The organism is Pseudomonas trutticola BRTCR10, assembly GCF_056155105.1.
In genome coordinates this window covers 5,456,549-5,483,259 of sequence record NZ_CM149552.1, presented here as the reverse complement: position 1 = coordinate 5,483,259, position 26,711 = coordinate 5,456,549, and the positions used below count along the sequence as shown (strand labels likewise).

The window sequence follows — 26,711 nt, the reverse complement described above, 5'->3', positions numbered from 1 at the left end:
GACGTTGCATGACCGATCACGCCTTGCTTCTGGTCAACCTGGGTTCCCCGGCCTCCACCTCGGTGGCCGACGTGCGCAGCTACCTCAATCAATTTCTGATGGACCCGTATGTGATCGACCTGCCGTGGCCGGTGCGGCGTCTGCTGGTCTCGTTGATCCTGATCAAACGCCCCGAGCAATCGGCGCATGCCTACGCGTCGATCTGGTGGGAGGAAGGCTCGCCGCTGGTGGTGCTCAGCCGGCGCTTGCAAGAGCAGATGAAGGCGCAGTGGAAGCACGGCCCGGTCGATTTGGCGATGCGTTACGGCGAGCCTTCCATTGAAACGTGCCTGACCAGACTGGTCGCAGCGGGGCACAAGCGCATCACGCTGGCACCGCTTTATCCACAGTTCGCCGACAGCACGACGACCACGGTGATCGAAGAGGCCAAGCGTGTGATCCGCGCGAAGAAGCTCGATGTGCAGTTGTCGATCCTGCAACCGTTCTACGATCAGCCGGAATACCTCGAAGCCTTGGTCGCCAGCGCCAAGCCGCATTTGCAGCAGGATTACGATCACTTGTTGCTGAGCTTTCACGGCTTGCCGGAACGCCATCTGACCAAGCTCGACCCGACCGGCAATCACTGCTTCAAGAATGAAGACTGCTGCAAGAACGCTTCACCGGCGGTATTGGCCACCTGTTATCGCGCGCAGTGCTTGCGTACTGCGGCGCTTTTCGCCGAGCGCATGGGCTTGCCGGATGGCAAATGGTCGGTGTCCTTTCAGTCACGATTGGGCAGGGCGAAATGGATCGAGCCGTACACCGAAGCGCGGCTGGATGAACTGGCGAAGAGTGGCGTGAAAAAGATTCTGGTAATGTGCCCGGCCTTCGTTGCCGATTGCATCGAGACGCTGGAAGAGATCGGTGATCGCGGCAAGGAACAGTTCCGCGAAGCGGGGGGCGAGGAGCTGGTGCTGGTGCCGTGCCTCAATGACGACCCGCAATGGGCGAAGGCGTTGGCCACCCTGTGTGAACGAGCGCCGTTGGCCCTCTAAAAGCCAAAAGCATCGCGGGCAAGCCCGCTCCCACATGATCGTTCCCACGCTCTGCGTGGGAATGCCTCTAGGGACGCTCTGCGTCCAGTGACGCGGAGCGTCACGGGCTGCATTCCCACGCAGAGCGTGGGAACGATCAGCTTGATCAGATCAGCGGCTCATCCGCCTTCTTGTTCTTCCAGCCATCATTGCCCGGCAGAATCAGGTTCAGCGCAATCGCCACCACCGCGCACAGCGCGATGCCTTTGAGGCCGAAGTCGTCCGGGCCAGTGCCGGTACCGACGAGTACACCGCCAATGCCGAAAACCAGCGTCACCGAAACAATCACCAGATTGCGCGCCTCGCCCAGATCGATCTTGTGACGGATCAGGGTGTTCATCCCCACCGCCGCGATCGAACCGAACAACAGGCACAGAATCCCGCCCATCACCGGCACCGGAATACTTTGCAGCAGCGCACCGAACTTACCGATGAACGCCAGGCTGATGGCGAAGATCGCCGCCCAGGTCATGATTTTCGGGTTGTAGTTCTTGGTCAGCATCACCGCGCCAGTCACTTCGGCGTACGTAGTGTTAGGCGGACCGCCGAACAGGCCGGCAGCCGTGGTGGCAATGCCGTCACCCAGCAGGGTGCGGTGCAAGCCCGGCTTCTTCAGGTAATCGCGACCGGTCACGCTGCCAACGGCAATCACGCCACCGATGTGCTCGATGGCCGGAGCCAATGCCACGGGAACGATGAACAGAATCGCCTGCCAGTTGAATTCCGGCGCAGTGAAGTGCGGAATCGCGAACCACGGCGCAGCGGCAATCTTCGCGGTGTCGACCACGCCGAAATAGAACGCCATGCCGAAGCCGACCAGTACGCCCGAGATGATCGGCACCAGACGGAAGATGCCTTTGCCGAACACCGCCACGATCAACGTGGTCAGCAGCGCCGGCATCGAGATCATCATCGCGGTCTGGTAGTGGATCAGTTCGGAGCCATCGCCAGCCTTGCCCATCGCCATGTTCGCGGCAATCGGCGCCATGGCCAGGCCGATGGAAATGATCACCGGACCAATCACCACCGGTGGCAGCAGACGGTCAATGAATCCCGTGCCTTTGATCTTCACGGCAAGGCCGAGGAAGGTGTAGACGAAACCGGCCGCCATCACGCCGCCCATGGTCGCGGCAAGGCCGAACTGGCCCTTGGCGAGGATGATCGGGGTGATGAAAGCGAAGCTCGACGCCAGAAACACCGGCACCTGACGCCCGGTGACGATCTGGAACAGAATCGTCCCTAAGCCCGCGGTAAACAGTGCCACGTTCGGGTCCAGGCCGGTGATCAGCGGCATCAGCACCAAAGCGCCGAAAGCCACGAACAGCATCTGGGCGCCGGACAGCACCGTGCGCCAGAGCGGATCGTTGAACTCTTGCTGCATGGTCACGCGTCCTTCTGCTTGGTGCCGAAGATCTTGTCACCCGCATCGCCAAGCCCAGGAATGATGTAACCGTGTTCGTTCAAACGCTCATCAATGGACGCGGTGTAGATGGTCACGTCCGGGTGAGCCTTCTCGACGGCAGCAATGCCTTCCGGCGCGGCAACCAGCACCATCGCGCGGATGTCTTTGCAACCGGCCTTTTTCAGCAGGTCAATGGTCGCAACCATCGAGCTGCCGGTGGCGAGCATCGGGTCGATGATCATCGCCAACCGTTCGTCGATTTCCGGAACCAGTTTTTCCAGATAGGTGTGTGCTTGCAGGGTTTCTTCGTTGCGGGCGACACCCACAGCGGAAACCTTGGCACCCGGGATCAAGCTCAGCACGCCTTCCAGCATGCCGATGCCGGCGCGCAGGATCGGCACGACGGTGATCTTCTTGCCGGCGATTTTCTCGACCGACACGGTGCCGCACCAACCTGCGATATCGTAGGATTCGAGCGGCAAGTCTTTTGTAGCTTCATAGGTCAACAGGGCGCCGACTTCCTGAGCAAGCTCGCGGAAATTCTTGGTGCTGATGTCAGCGCGGCGCATCAGGCCGAGTTTATGGCGGATCAGCGGGTGGCGGATCTCGAGGATGGGCATGGAAAAACTCCGGCGGCGGGCAAAAAAACCGGCCTAGATTAATCTATCCGAGGGTGATGTCCTATAGGACATTGAGTACGTTAGTCCATTAAGGCTTGATTCGACCTCGCGGGATGCGTACCTTTGCCCGCTTTTCCGAAAAACATCCCCCTGGAGAGCGCCATGTCCGCTGATCTCGAGCATATCCGTCAAATCATGCGAGAGGCTGACTGCCTGTACACCGAGTCTGAAGTCGAGGCTGCCATCGCCCGCGTCGGTGCACAAATCAACGAACAACTGGCTGACAGCAACCCGGTGGTGTTCTGCGTGATGAACGGCGGCCTGATCTTCTCCGGCAAGCTGCTGACTCACCTGCAATTCCCGCTGGAAGCGTCCTACCTGCACGCTACCCGCTATCGCAACGAAACCAGCGGCGGCGACCTGTTCTGGAAAGCCAAGCCGGAAGTTTCGTTCATCGACCGCGACGTGCTGATCATCGACGACATCCTCGACGAAGGTCACACCCTGGGCGCGATCATCGACTTCTGCAAACACGCCGGCGCGCGCAAAGTGCACACCGCCGTGCTGATCGACAAGGATCACGACCGCAAGGCGCGTCCTGACCTGAAAGCCGATTTCGTCGGCCTGCCGTGCGTTGACCGTTACATCTTCGGTTACGGCATGGATTACAAAGGCTACTGGCGCAACGCCAACGGGATCTTTGCCGTTAAAGGCATGTAATCCCGGGCTAGCCCGATCCCTGTGGGAGCGGGCTTGCCCGCGATGGCGGACTGTCCGACACATTGATGTTGGATGTGCCGACGCTATCGCGGGCAAGCCACGCTCCCACAGTTGTTTTGTGTGTGCTGATCCGTTTTGTACACCCATGCTAGAGTGCTCGGCCCCGCCTCCGGAGCCTGTCATGCGCCTCTTGATCCGCAGCTTTGCCGCCCTGTTGCTGGCCATCAGCCTGCCAATTTCTGCCGCCCCGGCCCCGATGCACAGCCAATTCCTGCCGCCGGACGATCTGACCCTGCGCGATGCCGAACCTGAACAGCAACAACTGCTGCAGGTCACCGACTATTCCGTGGTAGTCGGTGCGCAACGCCAATCCAATCAGCAACCGATCCCGGTCACATCCCCGCTGATGATCCGCCTCAAGGGCAAATCCCTGAACAAAGGCGCGACGATCACTCAGGTGCTGGTCAATTTCGATGGCGAAAGCAAAAGCCTGAAAAAGCCGCTGTATGACGACAAGAGCAAAACCCTGACGTTGTTCTACCCGCTGGCCCAATATCGCGTGGTCATCGATTTGCTGCGCAACGATACCGTTTATGTGCAGTTCCTCAGCTACGCCAATGGTCATATCTGGGCCGATTTGCACACCGGCAGCGTGCGCACGCGTTGAGCCCGGCGGCAGGGCAGGGGTAAACTGCCCGCCCCGTGTAATGTCTGCGAGCTGGAGTCGGCAATGCGTAAAGATAAGAAACAAGTGATTGGTGACGAGATCGGCGATGAGCAGATCAAGCTGTTCCTCGATTTTGAGCCGGTCGACGCCACTTCGCCGTCGCTGCACAAACTGGTCAAGGCTTATCGTGGTCTGCGCATTGATGATTTCGAGCGCTTTCTGACCTTCTTTGTCGAGGCAGGATATGACGTCGATGGCAAGGACGAGCAGGGCAAGACCTTCGTTGACCTGATCGCTGATCAACGCAACGCCCCGGACTACATCGAGCTGATCGAAAAGTCCCGTACCTGAGGTCACCCGATACCTGTGGCGAGGGGATTCATCCCCGATGGGCTGCGAAGCGGCCCCAATGGCTGAGTACAAGGTGTGTCAGGTAAATCGCATTCAATGGTTTTGCGACTGCTGCGCAGCCGATCGGGGCGGTGCGACGTTTCGCTAAATCCCCTCGCCACAAAAGTAGGTGAGCCAGCAGTGTTGGTTTTTACCCCAGCATAAAAAAACGCCCCGCACTCACTGAGTACGGGGCGTTTTTCATGCCGCAAGATCAAGCGAAGCTTGGGGTCTCGCTGCTTTCTTCAACCAGTTCCAGGGCGATGTTGTTCTGCGTGTTGATCTTGCGATACAGCGCAGCATCGGTTTCCAGAACCTTTTCACGGGCCGGGAAGATCTCGGCCAGTTTGCCAGCCCATTCACCCTTGGCCTTGGCCGGGAAGCACTTCTCGATCAGTTCCAGCATGATCGAAACAGTCACCGAAGCGCCTGGCGAAGCGCCGAGCAGGGCGGCGAGGGAGCCGTCCTTCGCGGCCACCAGTTCGGTACCGAACTGCAGGATGCCACCCTTTTTCGGGTCTTTCTTGATGATCTGCACCCGTTGGCCGGCCACTTCCAGGCGCCAGTCTTCGGCTTTCGCCTCAGGGTAGAAGCGGCGCAGGGAGTCCAGGCGCTGCTCCATCGACTGCATCACTTCGCTGACCAGATATTTGGTCAGGTCCATGTTGTTTTTCGCCACCGCCAGCATTGGGCCGATGTTGCCGGCGCGAACCGACAGCGGCAGGTCCATGAAGGAACCGTGCTTGAGGAACTTGGTGGTGAAACCGGCGTATGGCCCGAACAGCAGGGATTTCTTGCCATCGACCACGCGGGTGTCCAGGTGCGGCACCGACATCGGCGGAGAGCCGACGGCAGCCTGGCTGTAAACCTTGGCCTGGTGATGCTTGACCACTTCCGGGTTGTCGCAACGCAGCCACTGGCCGCTGATCGGGAAGCCGCCGAAGCCTTTGCTTTCTTCGATGCCCGAGGCTTGCAGCAGTGGCAGAGCCGCGCCGCCCGCGCCAAGGAAGACGAACTTGGCGTCGACTTCACGGCTGCTGCCGCTGTTGACGTCCTTGATGCTGACGGTCCAGCCGGCGCCATTACGCTTGAGGCCGGTCACGCGTTTGCAGTATTTGACTTGAGTGTCCGGCGCGCTGGTCAGGTGCTTGAGCAACTGATTGGTCAGGGCGCCGAAATTGACGTCGGTGCCGTTCATCACGCGGGTGGCAGCGAGGACTTCGTCCGGCGAACGGCCCGGCATCATCAGCGGCATCCACTCGGCCATTTTGGCCTTGTCTTCGGTGTATTCCATGTCGGAGAAGGCGTGGTGCTTGCTCAGCACGTTGAAGCGTTCCTTGAGGAACGACACGCCTTTGTCGCCCTGCACGAAACTCAGGTGCGGCACCGGGCTGATGAAGGATTTGCACGAGCCGAAGGTGCCTTTCTTGGTCAGGTATGACCAGAACTGCTTGGACACTTCGAACTGGGTGTTGATGTGCACGGCTTTCTTGATGTCGACGGTGCCGTCGGCAGCCTGCGGCGTGTAGTTCAGCTCGCACAGGCCGGCGTGACCGGTACCGGCGTTGTTCCACGGGTTGGAACTCTCCGCAGCACCGGAATCCATCAGCTCGACGACTTCCAGCTTGATCGCGGGGTCGAGCTCTTTGAGCAGCACGGCAAGGGTGGCACTCATGATGCCGGCCCCAACCAGTACTACGTCGACTGCTTCGTTATGCGCCATTTAACGCGTCTCCAAAATCTGCAGCACCAAATTGTCGGCATGGCTGCCAGGCGTTCCGGGACAGATCTGTTGTGCCCCAGCTATCCATGGTCAGGTCGCCATGTCCGAATCTTCGCAATTTTTCGCAACTTCGACGGATGCGTGCGGCCTGGCTTCAAGAGCTCCATGAACTCATTTCAGCACGTGGCTGGCAATTCGACTTATGGTCGAGACATCCGTTTTTGTGCAACCAAATCCGTAGCGGACAGGCTTCAGGCTCCGATATTCGAGGTATACCCGGTCCTGTGTCGTTGGGCTGTTTCAGACGCTAATGGTGCATGTTCAGACGCAAAACTATTCATTTGCTCGCCACACTCTTGTGAAGTTGTGAAAACCCGTTTTTTTCACGCTCTTTTGAAGACGTGAACCTCAAAAAGGGCTGTCGAAGCCTGGCACCGTGCCCGCAAAGGCAAAACAGCTCGGTGGCAGAGCGTAATGACAGCTCTGCAGATTCGCGAAAAGCGGGGTTTTGCCGGAAGAACAGGCAAGCGCGCCAACTTCACTCGATCTGTGTGGGCGGCTCTCTGTGGGCGATTTTGATGCCAATGCAAGCGCATTGACGCTGTTGCGGGGCCCGATCAGGAGACGTCCTTATAATCGGGGGGAGATTGTATCGAAGAAATGCGCGGAGTTGCTCGTGTTTAATGACTTTTATTAGGCATCCGGTCAGATGCTCAACTGCACTTGGGCCCGTGCGCGCATTTGTCGCGGTACGACCCGTGCGCTGGCCGGCAGCGGCTGGTTCAACCAGGTGAGGCGGATTTCTTCGATTTCCACCCAGCCATCGCCCATCGGTTGCAGGCTGCACTGCTTGAACGCCTGGCAGTGGCCGTTGCGGTCGAGCAGGGCAAAGCTGCGGTGCAGCGGACGTGGAGCGAACAACGAGATCAGATAACGCATGGCCGAGTACCTTGTTGGAGGACTGATTGGAAGGTTGCCCAACGGCCGTGACGTCAAGGTGTATGGGCGGTGAAGAATCTGTGACAGGAACCGCTTTCGACGGGGTTTGTCAGACATTTCAGTATTCACTGCGCGATGCTGGTGAGCTGCAGTGGCCCACCGCTATACTGCCGGCCTGTTTGTGCCTGATTCTGGAGAGAAGAGCATGTTGCAACGCCTGTTGTTCGGTTTGATCACTGTGGCCGGTTTGACCCTGGCCGGCTGCGCCCACAGCCCGCAACAACTGAGCCCGGAGCCGAAGCTGACCACGCAGTTGGCTGCGGTCGGCCGTGGCCAGCCTGTGGTAGTACGTGTGGTCGACGGTCGTCCGTCGCCAACCCTCGGCACCCGTGGCGGTCTGTACCCGGAAACCAGCGCCATCACCGTGCAACGCGAGCAGATCCTGCCGAAGTTGCAGGCTCAGGCTGAAGCCGCCGTGCGCCTGCTCGGCTTCACCCCGACCAACAATGCGCCAAACGCGCCGCAGCTGACCGTGACCCTGGCCGAGCTGAAATACCAGTCGCCGAAAGAAGGCATGTACGTGACTGAAGCCACCATCGGCGCGACCTTCCGCTCCGACGTGCAGAACGCCAACCGTCGCTACAGCGGCCGTTACGGTGCTTCGCTGGACCAGCGTTTCGGCATGGCACCGAACCAGGAAACCAACACCAAACTGGTCAGCGATGTATTGAGCGATGCGTTGACGCGTCTGTTCAAGGACCCGACTGTGGGTCAGGTGCTTGCTGAGTAAGGCAATCGCCTGATGTGAAAAAGCCCGGGGCCAGTGATGGTTTCGGGCTTTTTCATGTCTGCACGACTTCCCTGAATGACCCAAGCCGCCTCTCACAGAAGCAGTGGTGTGTCAGGCGGCCTGTGAGTAAAAGTCGAGCACGCTGACACCCGTCAGCAAATCGGTCTCGGGCAAATCCGCATGCTGGTGCCCGCCCAGCGCGCAATACACCAGCCAATGGCGATCCTGAACATTGAAGGCGAGGCTGCCGACGAGGCTTTGCTGTTCGTCGTAAGGGGCGATGAGGTACAGGCGATCCTGGTTTTCAGCGTGAAGCATGTCGCGTTCCGTGTCGGTTTCGAGGCGCGCATGGTGGTGCATCTACATGACGAAGCCGTGACACAGGACAGCCATCGGTCGATTGTTGGGTTATTTGTCGTAAAGGGCAGGCGTCGGGGGCAGGTTTCGGTAGAATCCCGCCGCGGTCGTCGGTCTGGCGTCCGCCACACCGATTACGTTTGAGGTCTGTGATGTCGCTGCATTTGATGACGCTGTTTACCGCCCATCCCGCCAAATTGATCAACCTGCTCGCGCTGTTATTGGCGTTCCCGGGCAGTTGGCTGCTGCACGCGACCCGCCGCCGTGAACAGCGTGCGATGGCCAGCATTGCTGCTCAGCGTCAGGCGCAACCGAACGCCGAGCCGATCCTCGATTGGGCGACGCTACGCATGAACCGGTTTTTCTACCGTTTCGGGTTTGCCTGCCTCGGCCTGGCCCTGATCATCTCGTGGATCAGCACCCGCTTCTGAAGCGAATGCAAAACCTTGTGGTGAGGGGATTTATCCCCGATGGCCTGCGCAGCAGGCCCATGATTTCTCAGGCAGAAACCTGGGGCCGCTTCGCGCCCCATCGGGGATAAATCCCCTCGCCACAGGTGCGCAGCGCTGTTGATTACAGCGGCAACCCAGCCTTGACCCGGTATTGATTACGCACCGGCGTCGCATATTGCAGCACCAGATACGGTCGATGCTCCTCAGGGCAGGCATCCAGTCGGCTCTGCCATTCTTCCTGCGCCTTGGCCAGTTCATCCGCCGGGAACACCTCGGCAGCCTTTGGCACATTCAGTGCCGGATCAGCTTCCGCCCACTGCGCATACGCCAGGTAATGCACCGGGAACAGGCGATAGCCGCCGAGAATCTGCTTGTCCATTTCGACTGCCAATTGCTTGGTGTCTTCGAACAGTTCTTTGATCGGCGCCGCGAAGTTCACGTGCACGCGGCCCTTGTAGCCGGTGATGCCCTTGGCGATGCTCACGTCATCCTCGCCCGGTGCCTTCGCGTAAGTGCCAGTGGTGGCGCGGATGTACAGCTCGCGGGCCTTGGCCTGGTCGCACGGGTCGTATTCGTAACTTATCGACACCGGGGTGACGTTCAGCGACTGGATCACTTCGCCGAACGGCTCGTCCTTGCGGCTCATGTGGAACATCTTGAGGATCGCCGACTCGGTACGGTCGTCGCCATCCTTCGCCCGGCCTTCAGCCTGAGCAATCCAGATCGACGCGCAATCGTTGCGGATCGAGTGGTTGATGTACGCCGAGAGCAATTGATAGGCGGCCATTTTCTCGCGGCGCCCGGTGATCGAGCGGTGCACGATAAAACTTTTGTTCAAGCGCATCAGGTCGCTGACAAACGGCTTTTGCAGCAGGTTGTCGCCAATCGCGATGCGCGGCGTCGGCAGGCCGGCGTGGTACACGGCGTAGTTGACGAAGGCCGGGTCCATCACGATGTCGCGGTGGTTGGCGATGAACAGATAAGCGCTGCCGGACTTGAATTGCTCGACACCGGTGTAGGTCACGCCGTCGGTGGCGCGCTCGATGGTGTGGTCGACGTAAGACTCGACCTTGTCCTGCAAACTCGCCACCGAGGTCACGTCGGCAAACTCACGACGCAGCCGATGGGCTATAAGTGGTTTGAGCATCCAGCCGAAGGCACCGGCAAAACGCGGGAAGCGGAAGTGGGTGAGGATATCTAGAAACGCCTTGTCGCCGAGCAGCCTTGCCAGTACCACAGGTACTTCGCTGTCGTCGTAAGGTCGGATGGCATCGAATTCGCCCATCATGCTCTCTTGTTGGAAACGGCTAGGGTAAGTAAAGGTGTTGATCAAACACCACGGGGCACGGTCTGAAAAAGTAGCCAGACAAAAATAGCCCTGCAAATAGACCGGCGATTATACGCACAAGTCACTTGGGAGACCGCGATGCTGGAAGCCGCACTGTATGAATGTCCGTATTGTGGTGAAGAGGTCGAGACGACCGTGGACCTGTCCGCTGGCGATCAGACCTACATCGAGGACTGTCAGGTGTGTTGTCGGCCGATCACGTTCGTATTGCAGGTACATGAAGAGGATTGGTTTCTGGAAGTCTTCAGCGAAAACGAGTGAGGGGCGCCCATGCAGCGAATCTACGAGCCGGAAAACCTCATGGAAGGCGAAATGCTCAAGGGCATGCTCGCCAGCGAAGGCATCGAGGCGCACCTGGTGGGGCGCGATCTGCTCGGCGGTACGGGTGAACTGCCAATTTTTGGCCTGTTGGGACTGTCGGTCGACAACGATCAGGCCGAGTACGCCCGCGAGTTGATCACCGCGTACAATGCCGCGCTGCCGCTGCCCGGCGATGAACCGGAGAGTTTCCCCGGTACGCTGGTCTGTTAGGCTGACGTTCGTTTTACTTCTGAGTCGTGTTGCCCCATGTGTGGACGTTATGCCCTGTTTCGCTGGAACCGTGATTTCGCGGCCCTGCCAGGTTTTCCTGCCGATCAACTGGCGCAGTGGAACATTTCCCCTAGTGATTCGGTGTTGATGCTGCGTGCCGCTGAAGACGGCCAGCGCACATTGGCCCGTGCGCGCTGGGGGCTGACGCCACCGTGGCTGACCGATCTGTCGCGCACGCCAGCGCATGCCCGGGCGGAAACCGTGGCCGAGCAACCGATGTTTCGTGAAGCCTTGCGTCTGCGTCGTTGCCTGCTGCCGGCCAACGGCTTTTATGAATGGCGTGGCACCCAGCGCAAACGCCCGTACTGGCTGACGCCGGGGGAGGGCTCCTCGCTGTTTTTTGCGGCGATCTGGGAAGCGTATCCGGTGCAGGAACAGGTGTGGCTGAGCACGGCGGTGATCACGCAAGCGGCGGCCAGTCAGCGCCGGCCGTTGATTCTCGATGAGGCCGGGCAGGCGGCGTGGCTCGATCCCGAGACGCCGTTGCATGTCTTGCAGGGTCTGCTCGCCAGTGAACCTGCCGCGCTGCGTGAGCGGGTGTTGGCGAATATGGTCAATGATCCGAAGCTCAACGGGCCGGAGTGTCTGACGCCGGGTTAAAGACTTTAGATCAAAAGCCCCTCACCCTAACCCTCTCCCGGAGGGAGAGGGGACTGATTGGGGGATATTGACGAAATACGCCGACTTGAAAGCATTTCACCGAATCCATAATCACCACGATTTTTCAGGTCGATGTATGACGGTAGACACCTCGGTCGGCCCCCTCTCCCTTCGGGAGAGGGGCTGGGGTGAGGGGCTTTTGGCTTTTCAGACCTTGAACTGATTGATCAACCGCCGCTGCTGCTCCGCCAGTTTGGTCAAATCAGCACTCGCCGAACTCGACTCATCCGCGCCGCCCGCCACTTCATTGGCTACCTGACCGATATTGATCACGTTGCGATTGATGTCATCGGCCACCGCGCTCTGCTCCTCGGCCGCACTGGCAATCTGCGTGTTCATGTCGTTGATCACCGACACCGCCCGGGTAATCGTCTCCAGCGCCTCAGCCGCTTTCGCCGCGTGCTGCACGCTTTCGTCGGTGCGGTTCTGGCTGTCTTCCATGACCCGCACCACGTCGCGCGTGCCCTGCTGCAGTTGCTGGATCATGGACTGGATTTCTTCGGTGGCTTTCTGGGTTTTCTGCGCCAGATTGCGTACTTCATCCGCCACCACCGCAAACCCGCGACCCTGTTCACCGGCTCGCGCGGCCTCAATCGCCGCGTTCAGCGCTAGCAGATTGGTCTGCTCGGCGATCCCGCGAATCGCGGTCAGAATCGCATTGATGTTTTCGCTGTCCTTGGCCAGTGTCTGCACCACTTCCACAGCCTTGCCGATTTCCACCGCCAGCACGCCAATCGAGTTCGACGTGTCGCGAACAATCTGCATGCCTTGACCGGCGGCCTGGTCGGCGTGGCTGGCGGCTTGCGCGGCCTGGGTGGCGTTGCGCGCCACGTCCTGCGCGGTGGCGGTCATTTCCTGCACCGCCGTGGCAACCTGATCAATCTCTGCCATCTGTTTCTGGATGCCGATGTTGGTGCGAATCGCAATGTCGGCCGTGTGTTCCGACGAATCGCTGACGCTCTGCACCGACGTCACCACTTGGGTGATCATCGCCTGCAACTTGCTCAGGAAAGTGTTGAAGCCCTTGGCGATCGAGCCCAGTTCATCGCTGCGGTCACTGCTCAAGCGCCGGGTCAGATCGCCCTCGCCCTGAGCGATGTCATCGAGCATGGCGACCATTTGCTTCAGTGGTCGGGCGATGCCGTGGCCGACCAGCCAGATCACCAACAGGCCGACGCCGGCGATGATCAGACCGACCATGGCCATGCCGAAGGTGTCGGATTTGCGTTGGGCGTCGAGGTCGGCCTGAAGTTTCTGCAAGTCAGCCATCACCGCGTTCAACGGCAATTGCAGCATCAGTGTCCAGCGTGCGTCGGTCTGGCCGATGCCGAACGGCAGGTACAACTCGATGCGGCCCTTGTCCTTGTTGACTGAATAAGTGACTTCGCCGCGCTTGAGATTGGCCATGTTGGCAATCTGCTCGGCGTCGAGAATGTCGCTGACCTTCTCGCCGAATTTGCTCGTGTCCTTGGTGTAGGCGACGATCCGCCCGTTGCCGCCGACCAGCGCCATCTGCCCGGCGCCGCTATAAAGTTTCTGGTTGGCGCCCAGAAGCATTTCCTGGATGAAGTTCACCGACAGGTCGGCGCCGACGATGCCTTGGAACGCGCCATTGAGCATGATCGGCTCAATGAATGAAGCGAGCATGACGATTTTGTCGCCGACCTTGTACGGCGCCGGATCGATCACGCAGGATTTCTTGCTCTCTTTCGAGCACAGGTAGTACTCGCTGGCGCGCACGCCGGTGGAGAGGACTTTCTGATCGTCGACGTCCACCAGTTTATCGAGGCCGAGCGTGCCGTCGTCATTACGGAACCACCACGGCAGGAAGCGCCCGTTGGCCGCATCGATACCCACCACACTGGTGCCGATGTAGGCCGCGTCGTTGTGATCGAGGGCGTTTTTTTCCCAGCCGATGTAGGTGCCGAGAATCTTAGGGTTCTTCTCGACGTTCTCTTTGATCAGGCTGATCAGTTGCTCACGGCTGACGTTCAAGCGCGGCTGGCCATCGGCGCCCGGCGTGCCGAGCAGGGCGTTGACCCGTACGAGTCCGCCGGCAATCAGCAGCGGCGCTTCGAGTTCGCGCTGGATCTGGCTGACCTGGGTTTGTGCCAGCGAGGTCAGGCGCTGTTCGATGACTTGCTCGAACTGGGCCTGGGTGCGCTGTTGCACCATGTCCTGAGTGCGGGCGCCGGAAAACAGCGCATACAGCACCAGCGCGGCGACCACGCTGAGAACGATGGCGCCGGCCAGGGCGGCGACGGAAAGCTGGATCGACTTGAACTTCATGGGAGCTCCGCACGCAAGAGGACGTCTGCGCTGTTGTATCGGCAGCAGGCATTGCGCCATGAGTCGCGGCGAAGGGATTTGCCCAGGGATGTCGCAAATGGATCAGTGGGCGACGCCGTGGCAGAGGCTTGTCGGGCGCTGTGAATTTTTTACGACAGGGGTGCGGGAAATTTCTGAAAGTCGCTGCAATACGTCCGTTGTATCTGGCGTCGATACAATTACCCGCCTAGGATACGCGCAGGTTTTCAGGGAGCTTTTGAATGAACAAGACATTGGTTGTAAGTGCACTGAGCGCAGCGCTGTTGCTGGCCGGTTGTCAGTCGGTCAACACCACCAGCGGCGGCGCCGTGGGTGTGGAGCGCAAGCAGTACATGTTCAGCATGCTGTCCTCGCAAGAGGTCGACCAGATGTATGCCCAGTCGTATCAGAAGACCGTCGGCGAAGCATCGAGCAAAGGCGTGCTGGACAAGACCAGCCCAGAGGCCAAGCGGGTTCAGGCGATTGCCAACCGTTTGATCGCCCAGGCGCCGAACTTCCGTCCGGATGCGGCGCAGTGGCAGTGGGAAGTCAATCTGATCAAGAGCGATGAACTCAACGCCAACTGTGGTCCTGGCGGCAAGATCATTTTCTATACCGGGCTGATCGACAGCCTGAAACTCACCGACGATGAAATCGCTGCGGTGATGGGCCATGAAATCGCCCACGCCTTGCGCGAGCACGGTCGTGAAGCGATGTCGAAAGCCTATGGCGTTGAAATGGCCAAGCAGGGCGCGGGCGCGTTGCTCGGTCTGGGTCAGGACAGTCTGGCGCTGGCCGACACCGTGGCCAACTACGGCATGACCTTGCCCAACAGCCGTGCCAACGAAAACGAAGCCGACCTGATTGGTCTGGAGCTGGCCGCACGCGCGGGGTACAACCCGAACGCGGCGATCACGCTGTGGAACAAGATGAGCAAGGCGTCGGAAGGTTCGCCGCCGGAGTTCATGAGCACTCACCCGGCATCGACCAGCCGGATTGCCTCGTTGCAAGCGGCGATCCCTAAGGTTATGCCGCTGTACGAACAGGCCCCGAAATCCTAAGTCGGTGATCGTTCCCACGCTCTGCGTGGGAATGTCTCAAGGGACGCTCCGCGTTCCAAAAGGGATGCAGAGCGTCCCCGGCTGCATTCCCACGCAGAGCGTGGGAACGATCCTTCTCTCAGGGTTAAACCCAGCCACTGCTCTGCATCGCCTTGTACACCGCGACGATCGCCAGAATCAGGAATGCCGAAGCCGCCAGGCGACGGATCAAGGTCAACGGCAATTTATCCGCCGCAAAATTACCCGCCAATACCACCGGCACGTTAGCAATCAACATGCCCGCCGTGGTGCCGATAATCACCAGCCAGAGTTCCGGGTATTGCGCGGCGAGCATCACTGTCGCGACCTGTGTCTTGTCACCCATTTCGGCCAGGAAGAACGCAATCAGCGTAGTCAGGAAAGGCCCGAACTTGCGTGCGGTGCTGGTTTCATCGTCGTCCATTTTGTCTGGCACCAGCGTCCACAACGCAGTGGCGGCGAAGCTTGCGGCGAGAATCCAGTGCAGAACAGAGTCTGAGAAAAAGCTGCCGAACCAGGCGCCGACCGCACCGGCTGCTGCGTGGTTAGCCAGGGTCGCGGCAACAATACCGGCAATGATTGGCCAGGGTTTGCGGAAGCGAGCGGCGAGAATCAGCGCGAGCAGTTGCGTCTTGTCGCCGATTTCGGCCAAGGCAACGATTGCGGTGGGAACGAGTAATGAGTCCAGCATCAGGATTTTCCTAAGGGGCGGGTCGACACGGCTATGACACGTACAGCCTTCCCGCCCCGGGTAAGGTGTGCGTGTCATAGGTCTTGTCAAACCCTGCGATCCGTCTGATGCGGACGCTTGGGTCGCATACGCCATGATCTGAGGATCAAGTATGTTGACGTATGCCGGACGAGCTTGGCGCTCGTGGGAGACTACTCCCCTAGGACGGAGCGGATTCTGCCTAGGCAAATCCGATTGAGCAAGCCTCTTTTTGAAAAGAAATTTCAGCCGCGCTTGGCGCGGTAGATGCGAAAACCATTGCCCTCGGCCTTGATTGCACAGACCCCAAGATGCTCCTCGATCAACGGTTGATACTTCAGGAAGCTGTTCGCTACAAGACGTAGTTCGCCACCGTTTTTCAGATGTTTGGCTGCTTTTCGCAGCAAGTTCTCGGTGGCGAAATAATCGGTATGCACGCCGACATGGAACGGCGGGTTGCTCAGAATGGCGCTCAAGCCCATCGGCGCGGCGTCGATTCCGTCACCGGTCAGCACGTCCGCTTCCAGACCGTTGGCAGCCAGAGTCAGTCGGCTGCTGGCGGCGGCAAACGCATCAACATCGAGCAACGTGACCTGGTTGTGCGGGTAGCGACGTTTGACCGCAGCGCCCAACACGCCCGCGCCACAACCGAAGTCGAGCAGATGACCGCTCGGCAGTTTGTCCAGATGCTCCAGCAGCAGCGCGCTGCCGCGATCAAGTCGGCCATGGCTGAACACGCCCGGCAGGCTGATGACTTTCAGCGGGCCTTCGGCCAATGGCAGCTCATAGGTCTGCGCCAGACTGTCCAGCGATTTCGCTTCAGGCGCATTGGCGACCGTGACTTGCCACAGTTGGCAGTGACGCGCGCTATCGAGCTTGCGTGGCTTACCGAACGGGTTGAGCTGCTTGGACGCGCCTTCGATACCGCTGCGTTTTTCGCCGACCAGAAACACTTCGCGCCCAGCCAGACGCGCCGCCACCGCGTTGAGGATGTAATCGGTCAGGTCCTTGGACTTGGGCAAAAACACCACGGCGCTGTCGAACTCGCGCTCTGGAATGTTCACGCCAAAATGACTGCGACCTTCGAAACGCGCTTCGAGGGCGGCTTGATCGCCGGCATGCCAGCACCAGCCAAACGCATTGGGCAGGCGCCCGAGCAAATCGTCGGCAGGCAAACCGGCCAGCAACAGCGAACCCTGGAATAACTCGGCCTGACGAAGCAGTACTTCACTGCGCGGATCCATAACTGCTCCTCAAAAAAAAGTGCCGCAGTTTATCAACTGACGACCCGCAGCGCCTTACCGCTGAAGAACGCCTCTGCGTTTTCAGTCAATTGACCGACGATGCGCTGCCGGGCTTCGCGGCTGCCCCAGGCGTTATGCGGGGTGACAATCAGGCGCGGAATGTCGGCGGCCAGCAGCGGATTGCCCTGGGTGGGTGGCTCGACGCTGAGCACATCGGTGGCGGCGCCGCCGAGATGGCCGGCGCGCAAGGCATCGGCCAGCGCCTGTTCATCGATCAGCCCGCCACGGGCGGTGTTGACCACGAACGCCCCGGGTTTCATCGAAGCCAGCTCGCGGGCGCCGATGAAGTGGCGGGTGTGTTCATTGAGCGGGCAGTGCAGGGTGAGGGCGTCGATCTGCGGCAGCAATTCGTTCAGTGGCAGACGATCCGGGCGGGCCGGGCGCCCCGGAATCTGCCCAAGCAATACGCGCATGCCGAACGCCTCAGCCAGACGTGCGACAGCGCCGCCGAGTTCGCCATGGCCGAGCAGGCCAAGGGTTTTGCCTTCTAGTTCGACAATCGGGTAGTCGAGCAGGCAGAACTGTTTGGCCTGCTGCCAGCGACCTTCGCCGACGGCTTTCTGATAATCGGCCAGGCGGGTGGCGAGGTTGAGCAGCAACATGATCGTGTGTTGCGCCACCGATGGCGTGCCGTAACCCTGGCAGTTGCACACGGTGATGCCCTGAGCGCGGGCGGCGGCGAGGTCGACGTTGTTGGTGCCGGTGGCGGTAATCAGGATCAGCTTTAGATCCGGGTTGGCGGCCATGGCGGCGGCGTCGATCAGGATCTTGTTGGAGATCGCTACTGTTGCGCCTTGCAGGCGTTCGGTGACTTGTTCCGGCAAGGTCTGGGCAAACAGTTGCAGGTCGCTGAAGCAGGCGCGCAACGGGCTGAGGTCGAGATCGCCCAGGTCCAGCGAAGGGTGATCGAGGAATACGGCGCGGCGCGGGTTCGTCATCAACTGTACCTTTTGTGCTTTGAACGGAAGGCGTAATCTGCCGAGCCTACCAGATGAAACAAATCGTTACGCAAAGCGCCCGCAATACCCTGTGGCGAGGGGATTTATCCCCGATGGGTTGCGAAGCAGCCCCAAAAACGGCTGTTTGGGTGGATCAGACCAGGCAATGGCAATGGTATTGCGACTGCTGCGCAGTCGATCGGGGCGGTGCGACGTTTCGCTAAATCCCCTCACCACAGGTGATTGTGTTGCCAACAGATTTTTATTTACCAAGCTGTTAAAGAGGAGCCCCCATGTACTGGACCGAGTTCTTGACCGTTGCACTGATCCACCTGCTGGCCGTTGCCAGCCCCGGCCCGGACTTTGCCGTGGTGGTGCGCGAGAGCGTGACCCACGGTCGGCGCGCCGGCACCTGGACGGCGCTGGGTGTCGGCACGGCGATTTTCCTGCACGTGGGGTATTCGCTGCTGGGCATCGGCCTGATCGTGTCGCAGTCGATCGTGCTGTTCAACGCCTTGAAATGGGCCGCCGCGGCTTACCTGCTGTACATCGGTTTCAAGGCTTTGCGCGCTCAGCCGGCAAAAACCGTCACCGATGACCTGCACAAGGAAGCGGGTGTGCGCACTGCCCGTGGCGCTTTCACCTCGGGTTTCGTCACCAACGGTCTAAACCCGAAAGCTACGCTGTTCTTCCTGTCGCTGTTCACCGTGGTCATCAACCCGCACACGCCGCTGGCGATTCAGGCGGGTTACGGGGTTTATCTGGCGGTCGCGACCGCGTTCTGGTTCTGCCTGGTGGCGATGCTGTTCAGCCAGCAACGGGTACGCGCCGGTTTTGCCCGCATGGGCCACTGGTTTGATCGCACTATGGGCGCGGTGCTGATCGCGCTCGGCGTGAAAATCGCGTTTACCGAAATGCATTGAGAAAACACCGCAAACAACCTGTGGGAGCGAGCCGGCTCGCTCCCACAAGGTATTGGGGTGATTCCTAAAGGAGTTCGCTGAGCTTGCTGAGGGTATTGAGATACTCGCGGGGATTCTCCCCGAGCAGGCGTCGAAACATCGCGCTGAACGCCCGCGCGCTGCCGTAACCCGAGTCCCGCGCCACGCTTTGTATGCTGTCTCCGGCGAGCAGGCGCGGCAGGGCTTCCATCAGGCGCAGTTGCTGGCGCCAGGCATTGAAATTCATCTGCAGTTGTTGCTGAAACAGCCGCGTCAGTGTGCGCGAACTGGCGCCGACCTGCTGCGCCCAGTCTTCCAGCGTGTTGGGATGATCCGGGGTTTGCAGCAGCGCCAGACAAATGTTTTGCAGGCGCCGGTCGCTGGGCATCGGGATGTGCAGCGGCAGGTTTTCCAGGCTGGCGAGTTCTTCCAGCATCAGTTGCTGAATCAGCGGATTGTCGGCATGCGGCGGGCCTTGCACGGCACGCAGGATCAGCTCGCGCAACAACGGCGTGACCGCCAATACGCAGCACTGATGCAAGCTGGCCGGCGACAGCTCAGGGGCAATGAACAGCGAACGCATCTGCACATCGCCGGACATGAAAATCTCGTGCGCCACTTCCGGCGGAATCCACACCGCGCGGCTGGGCGGAATCACCCACGCGCCCGATTCCGTGACCACGCGCATGACGCCGCAGACGGCATACAGCAACTGTGCCTCGCGATGCAGGTGCAGCGGCTGGTGCGCGCCGTCCAGATAATCCCGGGGATAGGCGCTCACCGGGCCGTGTTCGAAGTGGCTGATCAACATGGCGGTTTTGATGACTTGTTTGGCAGGAATGCGCTTTTTCGCCAACTTAGCATAGGCGCATCACAACAACGAAAAGCGTGCCGCAATGAATCAATCCAGCCAAGTCATCCGCTACATCAACGCTGCCCATGTGATCGATCACATGTTCATGCTGATATTTCCCGCTGCCGTGCTCGGCATGACCCAGGCCTTCGGCCTTGATTACGCCGCGCTGATCGGCCTGTCGCTCGGCGGCTTCATCGCTTTCGGCGCCTGTTCGCTACCCGCCGGTTGGCTGGGCGATCACTGGAGCCGGCGGCAGATGATGCTGGTGTTTTTCTTCGGCATCGGCGCTTCGGCGATCTTCACCGGCCTGAGTAACAGCCCGGCCATGCTGGTGATCGGCCTGACCCTGATCGGCATTTTTGCCGCGATCTATCACCCGGTGGGCACGGCAATGTTGGTCGCGTACGCGCAGAACCGAGGCCGGGAAATCGGCATCAACGGTATGTGGGGCAACCTCGGCGTGGCGTTTTCGGCGCTGATCACCGGTTTGCTGGTGGCGCAATTCGGCTGGCGCTCGGCGTTTCTGTTACCGGGGGCGGTGGCGATTGTGTTGGGTATCGGCTTTGCCTTGCAGGTGCGTGAGGAGCCGATTCCGCAACGCCCGCACACCGCCCTCAAAGGCGCCGGCGGCCAGCGCATTTCGATGGTTATGGTGTTCGGCGTGCTGGCGCTGGCGACGGCCACCGGTGGCGTGGTGTTCAACACCACCACCATGACCTATCCGAAATTATTTCAGGAGCGCTTGCATGAGCTGTTCGCCTCGCCGCAAACCCTTGGCGTGGTGGTCAGTCTGGCCTACGCGTTTGGTGCGGTCGCGCAGTTGAGCATTGGTCGGGTGTTGCACCGGATCAGTCTGAAATGGCCGTTCATTGTGTTGACGATGTGCCAGGCACCGCTGCTGTTTGCGCTGGCCTATGCCGACGGCTGGGTGGTGATCGCTCTCGGTGCAGCGTTCATGTTTGTGGTGTTCGGTCAGGTCACGGTGAACGATGCCATGGTCGCCAACTTCGTCGCACCGCAGTGGCAATCCCGGGTCTTTGCCCTGCGTTACTGTTTATCGTTCGGTGCCAGTGCGACGGCGATTCCGCTGATTTCCTTTGTCGAACCGCGCCAGGGTTTTGTGGGGCTTTATCTGATTCTGGCGGGTTTCGGTGCTTTGACCTTCCTGGCCGCAGTGGTTTTCCCACGCACACCTTCCGAAGAGGCGGCAGGACAAACCGCCTGAGCGGTGGCGAATTCCGGCAAATGCTGGCGCAAAGCTAGCATTTGTACGGCTGTGCAAATCATTCCTTCGGCTGATTTGGCTGGCGTATAAGGGTTCTAGAGTACAAATCTCTACGCCAACACCGTGCAGTCAGAAAAGGGATTCTTATGTTGCAGACTCGCGTCATTCCCCCGGCCGATGGGGCCTACCAGTATCCATTGCTGATTAAACGGCTGCTGATGTCCGGCGCCCGCTACGAGAAAACTCGCGAGATCATCTACCGTGACCAGTTGCGCTACAGCTATCCGACCCTGATCGAGCGTGTCGCGAGGCTGGCCAACGTGTTGACGGCGGCTGGTGTGAAGGCCGGTGATACCGTGGCGGTGATGGACTGGGACAGCCATCGTTACCTGGAATGCATGTTTGCCATTCCGATGATCGGCGCGGTGATCCACACCATCAACGTGCGCCTGTCGCCGGAGCAGATCCTCTACACCATGAACCACGCCGAGGACCGCTTTGTGCTGGTCAACAGCGAGTTCGTCGGCCTGTATCAAGCGATCGCGCCGCACCTGACCACAGTGAAGAAAACCCTGCTGCTGACCGATCTGCCGGAAAAAACCGCCGAGCTGCCGAACCTGGTTGGCGAGTATGAGCAACTGTTGGCAGCCGCCAGCCCGCAATACGACTTCCAGGATTTCGACGAAAATTCGGTCGCCACCACGTTCTACACCACAGGCACCACCGGCAACCCGAAAGGCGTGTATTTCACCCATCGACAACTGGTGCTGCACACCATGGGCGTGTCGACCATCATGGGCTCGATCGACAGCGTGCGTCTGCTCGGCACCAACGACGTGTACATGCCGATCACCCCGATGTTCCACGTTCACGCCTGGGGCCTGCCTTACGTGGCGACCATGCTTGGACTCAAACAGGTTTATCCGGGGCGTTACGATCCGGAGTTTCTGGTCGAGCTGTGGCGCAAGGAGAAGGTCACGTTCTCCCACTGCGTGCCGACCATCCTGCAAATGTTGCTGAATGCCAAAGGCGCGCAGGGCACCGATTTTGGTGGCTGGAAAATCGTCATTGGCGGCAGTGCGCTCAATCGCACCTTGTATGAAACCGCCAAGGCGCGCGGTATTCAGCTCACCGCTGCGTACGGCATGTCCGAGACCGGTCCGCTGGTTTCCTGTGCGCATCTCAATGATGAGCTGATGGCCGGCACTGAAGACGAGCGCACCACCTACCGGATCAAGGCCGGTGTGCCGGGGCCGTTGGTTGAGGCAGCAATCGTCGACGCCGAGGGCAACTTCCTCCCGGCCGATGGCGAAACCCAGGGCGAACTGGTGCTGCGCGCACCATGGCTGACCGAAGGCTATTTCAACGAACCGCAGAAGGGCGCCGAACTCTGGGCCGGTGGCTGGCTGCATACCGGTGATGTGGCGACGCTCGACAGCATGGGCGTGATCGACATCCGCGACCGCATCAAGGACGTGATCAAGACCGGCGGCGAGTGGATCTCTTCGCTGGACCTCGAAGACCTGATCAGTCGTCATGTCGCGGTACGCGAAGTAGCAGTGGTGGGCATCGCCGATCCACAGTGGGGCGAGCGTCCGTTTGCCCTGCTGGTGATTCGTGAAGGTCATGAAATCGGGGCGCGCGAGCTCAAGGAACACCTCAAGCCGTTCGTGGAGTTAGGGCACTTGAGCAAGTGGGCGATTCCAAGTCAGATCGCCCTTGTTACCGAAATTCCCAAGACCAGCGTCGGCAAGCTCGACAAGAAGCGCATCCGCCTCGACATCACGGAATGGCAGACCAACAACAGCACCTTCCTTTCGACACTTTGAGTGTCTGCTGGGGCGCCGAAAACGGCGCGCCAGACCCACCAAGCAAGCGCTTGGCTTGTGAAATCGAAAAATTCAGCCATCCTTGCCGTGCCGACATCTGTCGGACTGGCGAAAGGACTGTTCCAGAGTGGCTGGCAGCTGCAAATCACACTTTAGAGGGATCAAGCAGTACCACCTGCTGGCTATAGTCCGCTCAAGGATTTTTAAGAACGGGGCACACGCACACATCGGGGCGATGCATCTTTGGAGTGATTTCGGGTCGCCGCTGGCACCCGGTCACCCACAACGTTTTTAAAAGTACTCACTGCCATAAAAATAATGCACATGGAGTAGCGTCGATGACCTCAGTAAACCAGTTCTGGCGCCGGGCGAAACTGCCTCTGGCGGTCAGTCTTGCTTCTTCGCTCGCCGGGCCCGCATTCGGCGTCAGTTTCAACGTCGGTGAAATCGAAGGTCAGTTCGATTCATCCCTGTCGATCGGCGCCAGTTGGTCTACCCAGAGCCCGAACAAGAACCTCATCGGCGTCAACAATGGTGGTCACGGTCTGTCGCAGACTTCCGACGACGGCCACGCCAACTTCAAGAGCGGCGAAACCTTTTCGAAGATCTTCAAGGGCATCCATGACCTTGAATTGAAATACGGCGACACCGGCGTGTTCGTCCGTGGCAAATACTGGTACGACTTCGAACTCAAGGACGAAAGCCGCGAGTTCAAGGACATCAGCGATTCGGGCCGCAAAGAGGGCGCCAAGTCGTCCGGCGGGCAGATCCTCGACGCCTTCGTCTACCACAACTACTCGATCGCCGATCAGCCAGGCTCCGTGCGTCTGGGCAAGCAGGTGGTGAGCTGGGGTGAAAGTACCTTCATCGGTGGCGGCATCAACTCGATCAACCCGATCGATGTGTCGGCGTTCCGCCGTCCAGGTGCCGAGATCAAGGAAGGCCTGATTCCGGTCAACATGTTCTACGTGTCCCAGAGCCTGACCGAAAACCTTTCGGCCGAAGCGTTCTATCAGCTGGAATGGGACCAGACCGTTGTCGATAACTGCGGCACGTTCTTCTCGCAGCCGGACATCGTTGCCGACGGTTGCAACGACAACCTGCGCGTGCTGAACAAGCGTTCGCAAATCCCGGCCATTGCCTTGGGGCCGTTGGGCGCCAACGGCGTCAACGTCAACGAGGAAGGCGTGCTGGTACGTCGTGGCCCGGATCGCGATGCCCGTGACAGCGGGCAGTGGGGCGCCTCCTTCAAGTACATGTATGAACCGCTGGACACCGAGTTCGGCGCCTACTTCATGAACTACCACAGCCGTGCGCCGATCTTCAGCGCCACCGGTGCGCCACAATCGGTCTACAACACGGCGCGCGCGCTGCCGGGGCCTTTTGCGGCACTCGCACCACTGCTGGTCGCGGGCAACTCGAATTACTTCATTGAATATCCTGAAGACATTCGTCTCTACGGCCTGAGCTTCTCCACTACCCTGCCTACCGGTACGGCGTGGAGCGGCGAGATCAGCTACCGTCCGAACGCACCGGTGCAACTGAACTCCACCGATATCCTGTTCGCCGGTGTGCGTCCGATCGGCGGCGCACTGACCAACGCTTCGATACTCAATGGCGTGCCGGGTCAGGATCTGCACGGTTACGAGCGCAAGGAAATCACCCAGCTGCAGACAACGTTCACGCATTTCTTCGATCAGGTCATGGGCGCCAGCCGTCTGACCCTTGTTGGTGAAGTCGGCGCGACCTACGTCGGCGGCCTGGAAAGCCGTTCCGACAAACGTTATGGCCGCGATCCGGTATATGGCCCGGGTGAGTTGCCGGCCACTGGCGGCGTCAATACCTGCGCCAATATTCTCAACGCCAGCACCATCAATGGCGCCGGGCCTGGCTCGCCGCAAAACAACCGCAGCCGCAATTGCGACAATGACGGTTTCACCACGTCGATGTCCTGGGGCTACCGCGGTCGGGCGATCTGGGAATACAACGACGTGTTTGCGGGTGTGAACCTCAAGCCGAACGTGGCCTGGTCCCACGACGTCAGCGGTTACTCGCCAGGCCCTGGCGGCAACTTCGAGGAAGGGCGCAAGGCTGTCAGCCTCGGCGTTGATGCCGAGTACCAGAACACCTATACCGCGAGCCTGGCTTACACCAACTTCTTCGACGGCAAGTACACCACCGTGGATGATCGCGACTTCGTTGCGCTCAGCTTCGGCGTGAACTTCTAAGCACTGCATTTCAGGACGAACGAATTTATGAAAATAACAAAGAGTCTGTTCCACGCCGGTGTTCTGGGCCTGTCGCTGCTGGCGACCGGTGTCATGGCCGCAGTGCCTGCTGCCGAAGCCGACAAACTGGGCAAGAGCCTGACCCCGATGGGCGCCGAAATGGCCGGCAATGCCGACGGTTCGATCCCGGCCTGGAAGCCGCTGCCGAAGAATGCGGGCAGCGTCGACAGCAAAGGTTTCCTGTCCAACCCGTACGCCAGTGAGCAACCGCTGTTCACCATCACTGCGAAGGACGCCGACAAATATAAGGACAAGCTTGCGCCGGGCCAGTACGCGATGTTCAAGCGTTACCCGGACACCTTCAAGATGCCAGTGTATCCGTCGCATCGCGGCGCCACCGTGCCGGATGAAGTGTTCGCCTCGATCAAGAAAAACGCCACCACCACCAATCTGGTGTCCGGTGGCAACGGTCTGGAAAACTTTGAAACCGCTGTACCGTTCCCGATTCCGAAAAGCGGTGTGGAAGTCATCTGGAACCACATCACCCGCTATCGCGGCGGCAGCGTGACCCGTCTGGTGACCCAGGCGACGCCGCAGCCGAACGGCTCGTTCAGTCTGGTGTACTTCCAGGACCAGTTCGTGTTCCGCGACAAGATGAAGGACTACGACCCGAAAAACCCGGGCAACATCCTGTTCTACTTCAAGCAGAAAGTGACGGCGCCGGCACGTCTGGCCGGTGGTGTGTTGCTGGTGCACGAAACCCTCGACCAAGTGAAGGAGCCACGTTCGGCGTGGGTCTACAACGCCGGTCAGCGTCGTGTGCGCCGGGCGCCACAAGTGTCCTATGACGGTCCGGGTACTGCGGCGGACGGTCTGCGTACCTCCGACAACCTCGATATGTACAACGGTGCGCCGGATCGCTACGACTGGAAGCTCGAAGGCAAGAAAGAGATGTACATCGCCTCCGACAGCTACAAGCTCGACGATCCGAAGCTCAAGTACACCGACATCATCAAGGCCGGCCACATCAATCAGGATCTGGCGCGTTACGAGCTGCGCCGCGTCTGGCACGTGGTTGCAACCCTGAAAGAAGGTCAGCGCCACATCTACGCCAAACGTGACTTCTACATCGACGAAGACACCTGGCAAGCTGCGGTGATCGACCACTACGACGGTCGTGGTCAACTGTGGCGTGTGGCCGAGGCGCATGCCGAGAACTACTACGACAAGCAAGTGCCGTGGTATGCCCTGGAAACCCTCTACGACCTGCAGTCCGGCCGCTACCTGGCACTGGGCATGAAGAACGAAGAGAAGCAGGCGTATGACTTCGGCTTCACCGCCACCACCAGCGACTTCACCCCGGCTGCACTGCGTCAGGATGGTGTTCGCTAAACCGCTGTAAACGCGAGGCCGCATCCTCGTGAAAACGCCCCGACTGGTTCGGGGCGTTTTTTTGCCTGTAGTCTTTTTGTAGCCATTTGTAGCAGCAACCTTCATAACCGGTTCGTTTAAGGCTAGTCTGCGGACATCTGCAACGCCGCCAACAGCAATTCGAACAAGAGC

General features: G+C 59.8%; 26 protein-coding genes, 1 pseudogene and 1 riboswitch. Of the genes and pseudogenes, 15 read left to right on the top strand and 12 right to left on the bottom strand.

What is annotated here, in order from left to right; genetic code table 11:
* Window positions 1-8 precede the first annotated feature (8 nt).
* Window positions 9-1,034, top strand: a complete 1,026-nt coding sequence (gene hemH, locus ACVVH8_RS24830) for a ferrochelatase (protein ID WP_103306093.1) — start codon at window positions 9-11, stop codon at window positions 1,032-1,034.
* A gap of 145 nt (window positions 1,035-1,179) precedes the next feature.
* On the opposite strand, the gene ACVVH8_RS24825 is transcribed toward hemH, so the two are convergent.
* Window positions 1,180-2,454 (bottom strand): uracil-xanthine permease family protein, encoded by a 1,275-nt coding sequence (locus ACVVH8_RS24825; RefSeq protein ID WP_103306094.1) that lies wholly within the window; start codon window positions 2,452-2,454, stop codon window positions 1,180-1,182.
* 2 nt (window positions 2,455-2,456) lie between these two features.
* On the bottom strand, window positions 2,457-3,095 hold the full coding sequence (gene upp / locus ACVVH8_RS24820; protein WP_007912842.1) for a uracil phosphoribosyltransferase: 639 nt from the start codon (window positions 3,093-3,095) through the stop codon (window positions 2,457-2,459).
* Window positions 3,096-3,257: 162 nt separating this feature from the next.
* On the opposite strand from upp, the gene ACVVH8_RS24815 reads away from it, so the two are divergent.
* The 3 genes from ACVVH8_RS24815 to ACVVH8_RS24805 all read left to right on the top strand — a co-directional run bounded on the left by ACVVH8_RS24815 (window position 3,258) and on the right by ACVVH8_RS24805 (window position 4,833).
* Window positions 3,258-3,815, top strand: coding sequence for a hypoxanthine-guanine phosphoribosyltransferase (locus ACVVH8_RS24815; protein ID WP_003228116.1), 558 nt, complete (start codon window positions 3,258-3,260; stop codon window positions 3,813-3,815).
* A gap of 181 nt (window positions 3,816-3,996) precedes the next feature.
* Window positions 3,997-4,482 (top strand): hypothetical protein, encoded by a 486-nt coding sequence (locus ACVVH8_RS24810; RefSeq protein WP_213026561.1) that lies wholly within the window; start codon window positions 3,997-3,999, stop codon window positions 4,480-4,482.
* A 63-nt stretch (window positions 4,483-4,545) separates the two neighbouring features.
* Window positions 4,546-4,833, top strand: a complete 288-nt coding sequence (locus ACVVH8_RS24805) for a PA4642 family protein (RefSeq protein ID WP_315446508.1) — start codon at window positions 4,546-4,548, stop codon at window positions 4,831-4,833.
* A gap of 253 nt (window positions 4,834-5,086) precedes the next feature.
* On the opposite strand, the gene mqo is transcribed toward ACVVH8_RS24805, so the two are convergent.
* Both mqo and ACVVH8_RS24795 read right to left on the bottom strand, forming a co-directional pair.
* Complete coding sequence (gene mqo / locus ACVVH8_RS24800) at window positions 5,087-6,595, bottom strand: malate dehydrogenase (quinone) (protein ID WP_103306097.1); 1,509 nt, start codon at window positions 6,593-6,595, stop codon at window positions 5,087-5,089.
* A 705-nt stretch (window positions 6,596-7,300) separates the two neighbouring features.
* Window positions 7,301-7,534: a hypothetical protein gene (locus ACVVH8_RS24795; RefSeq protein WP_042561026.1), complete on the bottom strand. Its 234-nt coding sequence runs from the start codon at window positions 7,532-7,534 to the stop codon at window positions 7,301-7,303.
* 205 nt (window positions 7,535-7,739) lie between these two features.
* Between ACVVH8_RS24795 and ACVVH8_RS24790 the strand changes: the two genes are divergently transcribed.
* Window positions 7,740-8,324, top strand: a complete 585-nt coding sequence (locus ACVVH8_RS24790) for a YajG family lipoprotein (RefSeq protein ID WP_095190594.1) — start codon at window positions 7,740-7,742, stop codon at window positions 8,322-8,324.
* Between the two features lie 111 nt (window positions 8,325-8,435).
* Here the strand turns inward: ACVVH8_RS24790 and ACVVH8_RS24785 are convergent, their stop codons facing one another.
* Window positions 8,436-8,642, bottom strand: a complete 207-nt coding sequence (locus ACVVH8_RS24785; RefSeq protein ID WP_103306252.1) for a hypothetical protein — start codon at window positions 8,640-8,642, stop codon at window positions 8,436-8,438.
* A gap of 191 nt (window positions 8,643-8,833) precedes the next feature.
* Between ACVVH8_RS24785 and ACVVH8_RS24780 the strand changes: the two genes are divergently transcribed.
* On the top strand, window positions 8,834-9,112 hold the full coding sequence (locus ACVVH8_RS24780; protein WP_103306248.1) for a hypothetical protein: 279 nt from the start codon (window positions 8,834-8,836) through the stop codon (window positions 9,110-9,112).
* A gap of 142 nt (window positions 9,113-9,254) precedes the next feature.
* Here ACVVH8_RS24780 and ACVVH8_RS24775 read toward each other — a convergent pair whose 3' ends face one another.
* A complete protein-coding gene (locus ACVVH8_RS24775) occupies window positions 9,255-10,418 on the bottom strand; it encodes a 1-acyl-sn-glycerol-3-phosphate acyltransferase (RefSeq protein ID WP_315446509.1) in 1,164 nt (387 codons plus the stop codon).
* A gap of 141 nt (window positions 10,419-10,559) precedes the next feature.
* Here ACVVH8_RS24775 and ACVVH8_RS24770 point away from each other — a divergent pair, with 141 nt between their 5' ends.
* From ACVVH8_RS24770 to ACVVH8_RS24760, 3 genes are read left to right on the top strand one after another with little or no spacing between them, the layout of a single operon-like run.
* Window positions 10,560-10,742, top strand: a complete 183-nt coding sequence (locus tag ACVVH8_RS24770) for a CPXCG motif-containing cysteine-rich protein (RefSeq protein WP_475226852.1) — start codon at window positions 10,560-10,562, stop codon at window positions 10,740-10,742.
* Between the two features lie 9 nt (window positions 10,743-10,751).
* Entirely contained in the window at window positions 10,752-11,012 is a 261-nt protein-coding gene (locus ACVVH8_RS24765) for a putative signal transducing protein (RefSeq protein WP_025109321.1), read from the top strand.
* A 36-nt stretch (window positions 11,013-11,048) separates the two neighbouring features.
* A complete protein-coding gene (locus ACVVH8_RS24760) occupies window positions 11,049-11,672 on the top strand; it encodes an SOS response-associated peptidase (RefSeq protein ID WP_401301911.1) in 624 nt (207 codons plus the stop codon).
* A gap of 207 nt (window positions 11,673-11,879) precedes the next feature.
* On the opposite strand, the gene ACVVH8_RS24755 is transcribed toward ACVVH8_RS24760, so the two are convergent.
* Together ACVVH8_RS24755 and ACVVH8_RS24750 are read right to left on the bottom strand one after the other, a co-directional pair.
* Window positions 11,880-12,623 carry a methyl-accepting chemotaxis protein gene (locus tag ACVVH8_RS24755; RefSeq protein WP_371919333.1) on the bottom strand — a complete coding sequence of 248 codons (744 nt, stop codon included), beginning with the start codon at window positions 12,621-12,623 and terminating at the stop codon, window positions 11,880-11,882.
* A gap of 111 nt (window positions 12,624-12,734) precedes the next feature.
* A pseudogene (locus ACVVH8_RS24750) lies at window positions 12,735-12,932 on the bottom strand (HAMP domain-containing protein); the annotation flags it as partial.
* 1,349 nt (window positions 12,933-14,281) lie between these two features.
* Here ACVVH8_RS24750 and ACVVH8_RS24745 point away from each other — a divergent pair.
* Window positions 14,282-15,100: a M48 family metallopeptidase gene (locus tag ACVVH8_RS24745; RefSeq protein ID WP_103306243.1), complete on the top strand. Its 819-nt coding sequence runs from the start codon at window positions 14,282-14,284 to the stop codon at window positions 15,098-15,100.
* A gap of 124 nt (window positions 15,101-15,224) precedes the next feature.
* On the opposite strand, the gene ACVVH8_RS24740 is transcribed toward ACVVH8_RS24745, so the two are convergent.
* The 3 genes from ACVVH8_RS24740 to ACVVH8_RS24730 form a co-directional block, all read right to left on the bottom strand.
* Entirely contained in the window at window positions 15,225-15,809 is a 585-nt protein-coding gene (locus ACVVH8_RS24740; RefSeq protein ID WP_103306242.1) for a TMEM165/GDT1 family protein, read from the bottom strand.
* Window positions 15,810-15,897: 88 nt separating this feature from the next.
* Window positions 15,898-16,022, bottom strand: a riboswitch (yybP-ykoY riboswitch).
* Between the two features lie 50 nt (window positions 16,023-16,072).
* On the bottom strand, window positions 16,073-17,071 hold the full coding sequence (locus ACVVH8_RS24735) for a methyltransferase (RefSeq protein WP_475226849.1): 999 nt from the start codon (window positions 17,069-17,071) through the stop codon (window positions 16,073-16,075).
* Between the two features lie 32 nt (window positions 17,072-17,103).
* The gene (locus tag ACVVH8_RS24730) at window positions 17,104-18,069 is read right to left on the bottom strand and encodes a 2-hydroxyacid dehydrogenase (RefSeq protein WP_475226846.1); all 966 of its coding nucleotides are present in this window, start codon (window positions 18,067-18,069) and stop codon (window positions 17,104-17,106) included.
* 293 nt (window positions 18,070-18,362) lie between these two features.
* Here ACVVH8_RS24730 and ACVVH8_RS24725 point away from each other — a divergent pair, with 293 nt between their 5' ends.
* A complete protein-coding gene (locus ACVVH8_RS24725; RefSeq protein WP_103306239.1) occupies window positions 18,363-18,992 on the top strand; it encodes a LysE family translocator in 630 nt (209 codons plus the stop codon).
* A gap of 64 nt (window positions 18,993-19,056) precedes the next feature.
* Here the strand turns inward: ACVVH8_RS24725 and ACVVH8_RS24720 are convergent, their stop codons facing one another.
* A complete protein-coding gene (locus tag ACVVH8_RS24720) occupies window positions 19,057-19,821 on the bottom strand; it encodes an AraC family transcriptional regulator (protein ID WP_475226843.1) in 765 nt (254 codons plus the stop codon).
* Window positions 19,822-19,906: 85 nt separating this feature from the next.
* On the opposite strand from ACVVH8_RS24720, the gene ACVVH8_RS24715 reads away from it, so the two are divergent.
* The 4 genes from ACVVH8_RS24715 to ACVVH8_RS24700 all read left to right on the top strand — a co-directional run bounded on the left by ACVVH8_RS24715 (window position 19,907) and on the right by ACVVH8_RS24700 (window position 26,540).
* Window positions 19,907-21,091, top strand: a complete 1,185-nt coding sequence (locus ACVVH8_RS24715) for an MFS transporter (protein ID WP_475226840.1) — start codon at window positions 19,907-19,909, stop codon at window positions 21,089-21,091.
* 146 nt (window positions 21,092-21,237) lie between these two features.
* Complete coding sequence (locus ACVVH8_RS24710; RefSeq protein ID WP_213026553.1) at window positions 21,238-22,920, top strand: fatty acid--CoA ligase; 1,683 nt, start codon at window positions 21,238-21,240, stop codon at window positions 22,918-22,920.
* Between the two features lie 338 nt (window positions 22,921-23,258).
* Window positions 23,259-25,148, top strand: coding sequence for a DUF1302 domain-containing protein (locus ACVVH8_RS24705; RefSeq protein ID WP_103306236.1), 1,890 nt, complete (start codon window positions 23,259-23,261; stop codon window positions 25,146-25,148).
* Between the two features lie 27 nt (window positions 25,149-25,175).
* A complete protein-coding gene (locus ACVVH8_RS24700; protein WP_103306235.1) occupies window positions 25,176-26,540 on the top strand; it encodes a DUF1329 domain-containing protein in 1,365 nt (454 codons plus the stop codon).
* The last annotated feature ends 171 nt before the right edge of the window (window positions 26,541-26,711 follow it).

Coding starts and splice junctions, on each gene's coding strand:
- hemH (WP_103306093.1), top strand. CDS start 9: ATGACCGATCACGCCTTGCTTCTGGTCAACCTGGGTTCCCCGGCCTCC.
- ACVVH8_RS24825 (WP_103306094.1), bottom strand. CDS start 2,454: ATGCAGCAAGAGTTCAACGATCCGCTCTGGCGCACGGTGCTGTCCGGC.
- upp (WP_007912842.1), bottom strand. CDS start 3,095: ATGCCCATCCTCGAGATCCGCCACCCGCTGATCCGCCATAAACTCGGC.
- ACVVH8_RS24815 (WP_003228116.1), top strand. CDS start 3,258: ATGTCCGCTGATCTCGAGCATATCCGTCAAATCATGCGAGAGGCTGAC.
- ACVVH8_RS24810 (WP_213026561.1), top strand. CDS start 3,997: ATGCGCCTCTTGATCCGCAGCTTTGCCGCCCTGTTGCTGGCCATCAGC.
- ACVVH8_RS24805 (WP_315446508.1), top strand. CDS start 4,546: ATGCGTAAAGATAAGAAACAAGTGATTGGTGACGAGATCGGCGATGAG.
- mqo (WP_103306097.1), bottom strand. CDS start 6,595: ATGGCGCATAACGAAGCAGTCGACGTAGTACTGGTTGGGGCCGGCATC.
- ACVVH8_RS24795 (WP_042561026.1), bottom strand. CDS start 7,534: ATGCGTTATCTGATCTCGTTGTTCGCTCCACGTCCGCTGCACCGCAGC.
- ACVVH8_RS24790 (WP_095190594.1), top strand. CDS start 7,740: ATGTTGCAACGCCTGTTGTTCGGTTTGATCACTGTGGCCGGTTTGACC.
- ACVVH8_RS24785 (WP_103306252.1), bottom strand. CDS start 8,642: ATGCTTCACGCTGAAAACCAGGATCGCCTGTACCTCATCGCCCCTTAC.
- ACVVH8_RS24780 (WP_103306248.1), top strand. CDS start 8,834: ATGTCGCTGCATTTGATGACGCTGTTTACCGCCCATCCCGCCAAATTG.
- ACVVH8_RS24775 (WP_315446509.1), bottom strand. CDS start 10,418: ATGGGCGAATTCGATGCCATCCGACCTTACGACGACAGCGAAGTACCT.
- ACVVH8_RS24770 (WP_475226852.1), top strand. CDS start 10,560: ATGCTGGAAGCCGCACTGTATGAATGTCCGTATTGTGGTGAAGAGGTC.
- ACVVH8_RS24765 (WP_025109321.1), top strand. CDS start 10,752: ATGCAGCGAATCTACGAGCCGGAAAACCTCATGGAAGGCGAAATGCTC.
- ACVVH8_RS24760 (WP_401301911.1), top strand. CDS start 11,049: ATGTGTGGACGTTATGCCCTGTTTCGCTGGAACCGTGATTTCGCGGCC.
- ACVVH8_RS24755 (WP_371919333.1), bottom strand. CDS start 12,623: ATGGCAGAGATTGATCAGGTTGCCACGGCGGTGCAGGAAATGACCGCC.
- ACVVH8_RS24745 (WP_103306243.1), top strand. CDS start 14,282: ATGAACAAGACATTGGTTGTAAGTGCACTGAGCGCAGCGCTGTTGCTG.
- ACVVH8_RS24740 (WP_103306242.1), bottom strand. CDS start 15,809: ATGCTGGACTCATTACTCGTTCCCACCGCAATCGTTGCCTTGGCCGAA.
- ACVVH8_RS24735 (WP_475226849.1), bottom strand. CDS start 17,071: ATGGATCCGCGCAGTGAAGTACTGCTTCGTCAGGCCGAGTTATTCCAG.
- ACVVH8_RS24730 (WP_475226846.1), bottom strand. CDS start 18,069: ATGACGAACCCGCGCCGCGCCGTATTCCTCGATCACCCTTCGCTGGAC.
- ACVVH8_RS24725 (WP_103306239.1), top strand. CDS start 18,363: ATGTACTGGACCGAGTTCTTGACCGTTGCACTGATCCACCTGCTGGCC.
- ACVVH8_RS24720 (WP_475226843.1), bottom strand. CDS start 19,821: ATGTTGATCAGCCACTTCGAACACGGCCCGGTGAGCGCCTATCCCCGG.
- ACVVH8_RS24715 (WP_475226840.1), top strand. CDS start 19,907: ATGAATCAATCCAGCCAAGTCATCCGCTACATCAACGCTGCCCATGTG.
- ACVVH8_RS24710 (WP_213026553.1), top strand. CDS start 21,238: ATGTTGCAGACTCGCGTCATTCCCCCGGCCGATGGGGCCTACCAGTAT.
- ACVVH8_RS24705 (WP_103306236.1), top strand. CDS start 23,259: ATGACCTCAGTAAACCAGTTCTGGCGCCGGGCGAAACTGCCTCTGGCG.
- ACVVH8_RS24700 (WP_103306235.1), top strand. CDS start 25,176: ATGAAAATAACAAAGAGTCTGTTCCACGCCGGTGTTCTGGGCCTGTCG.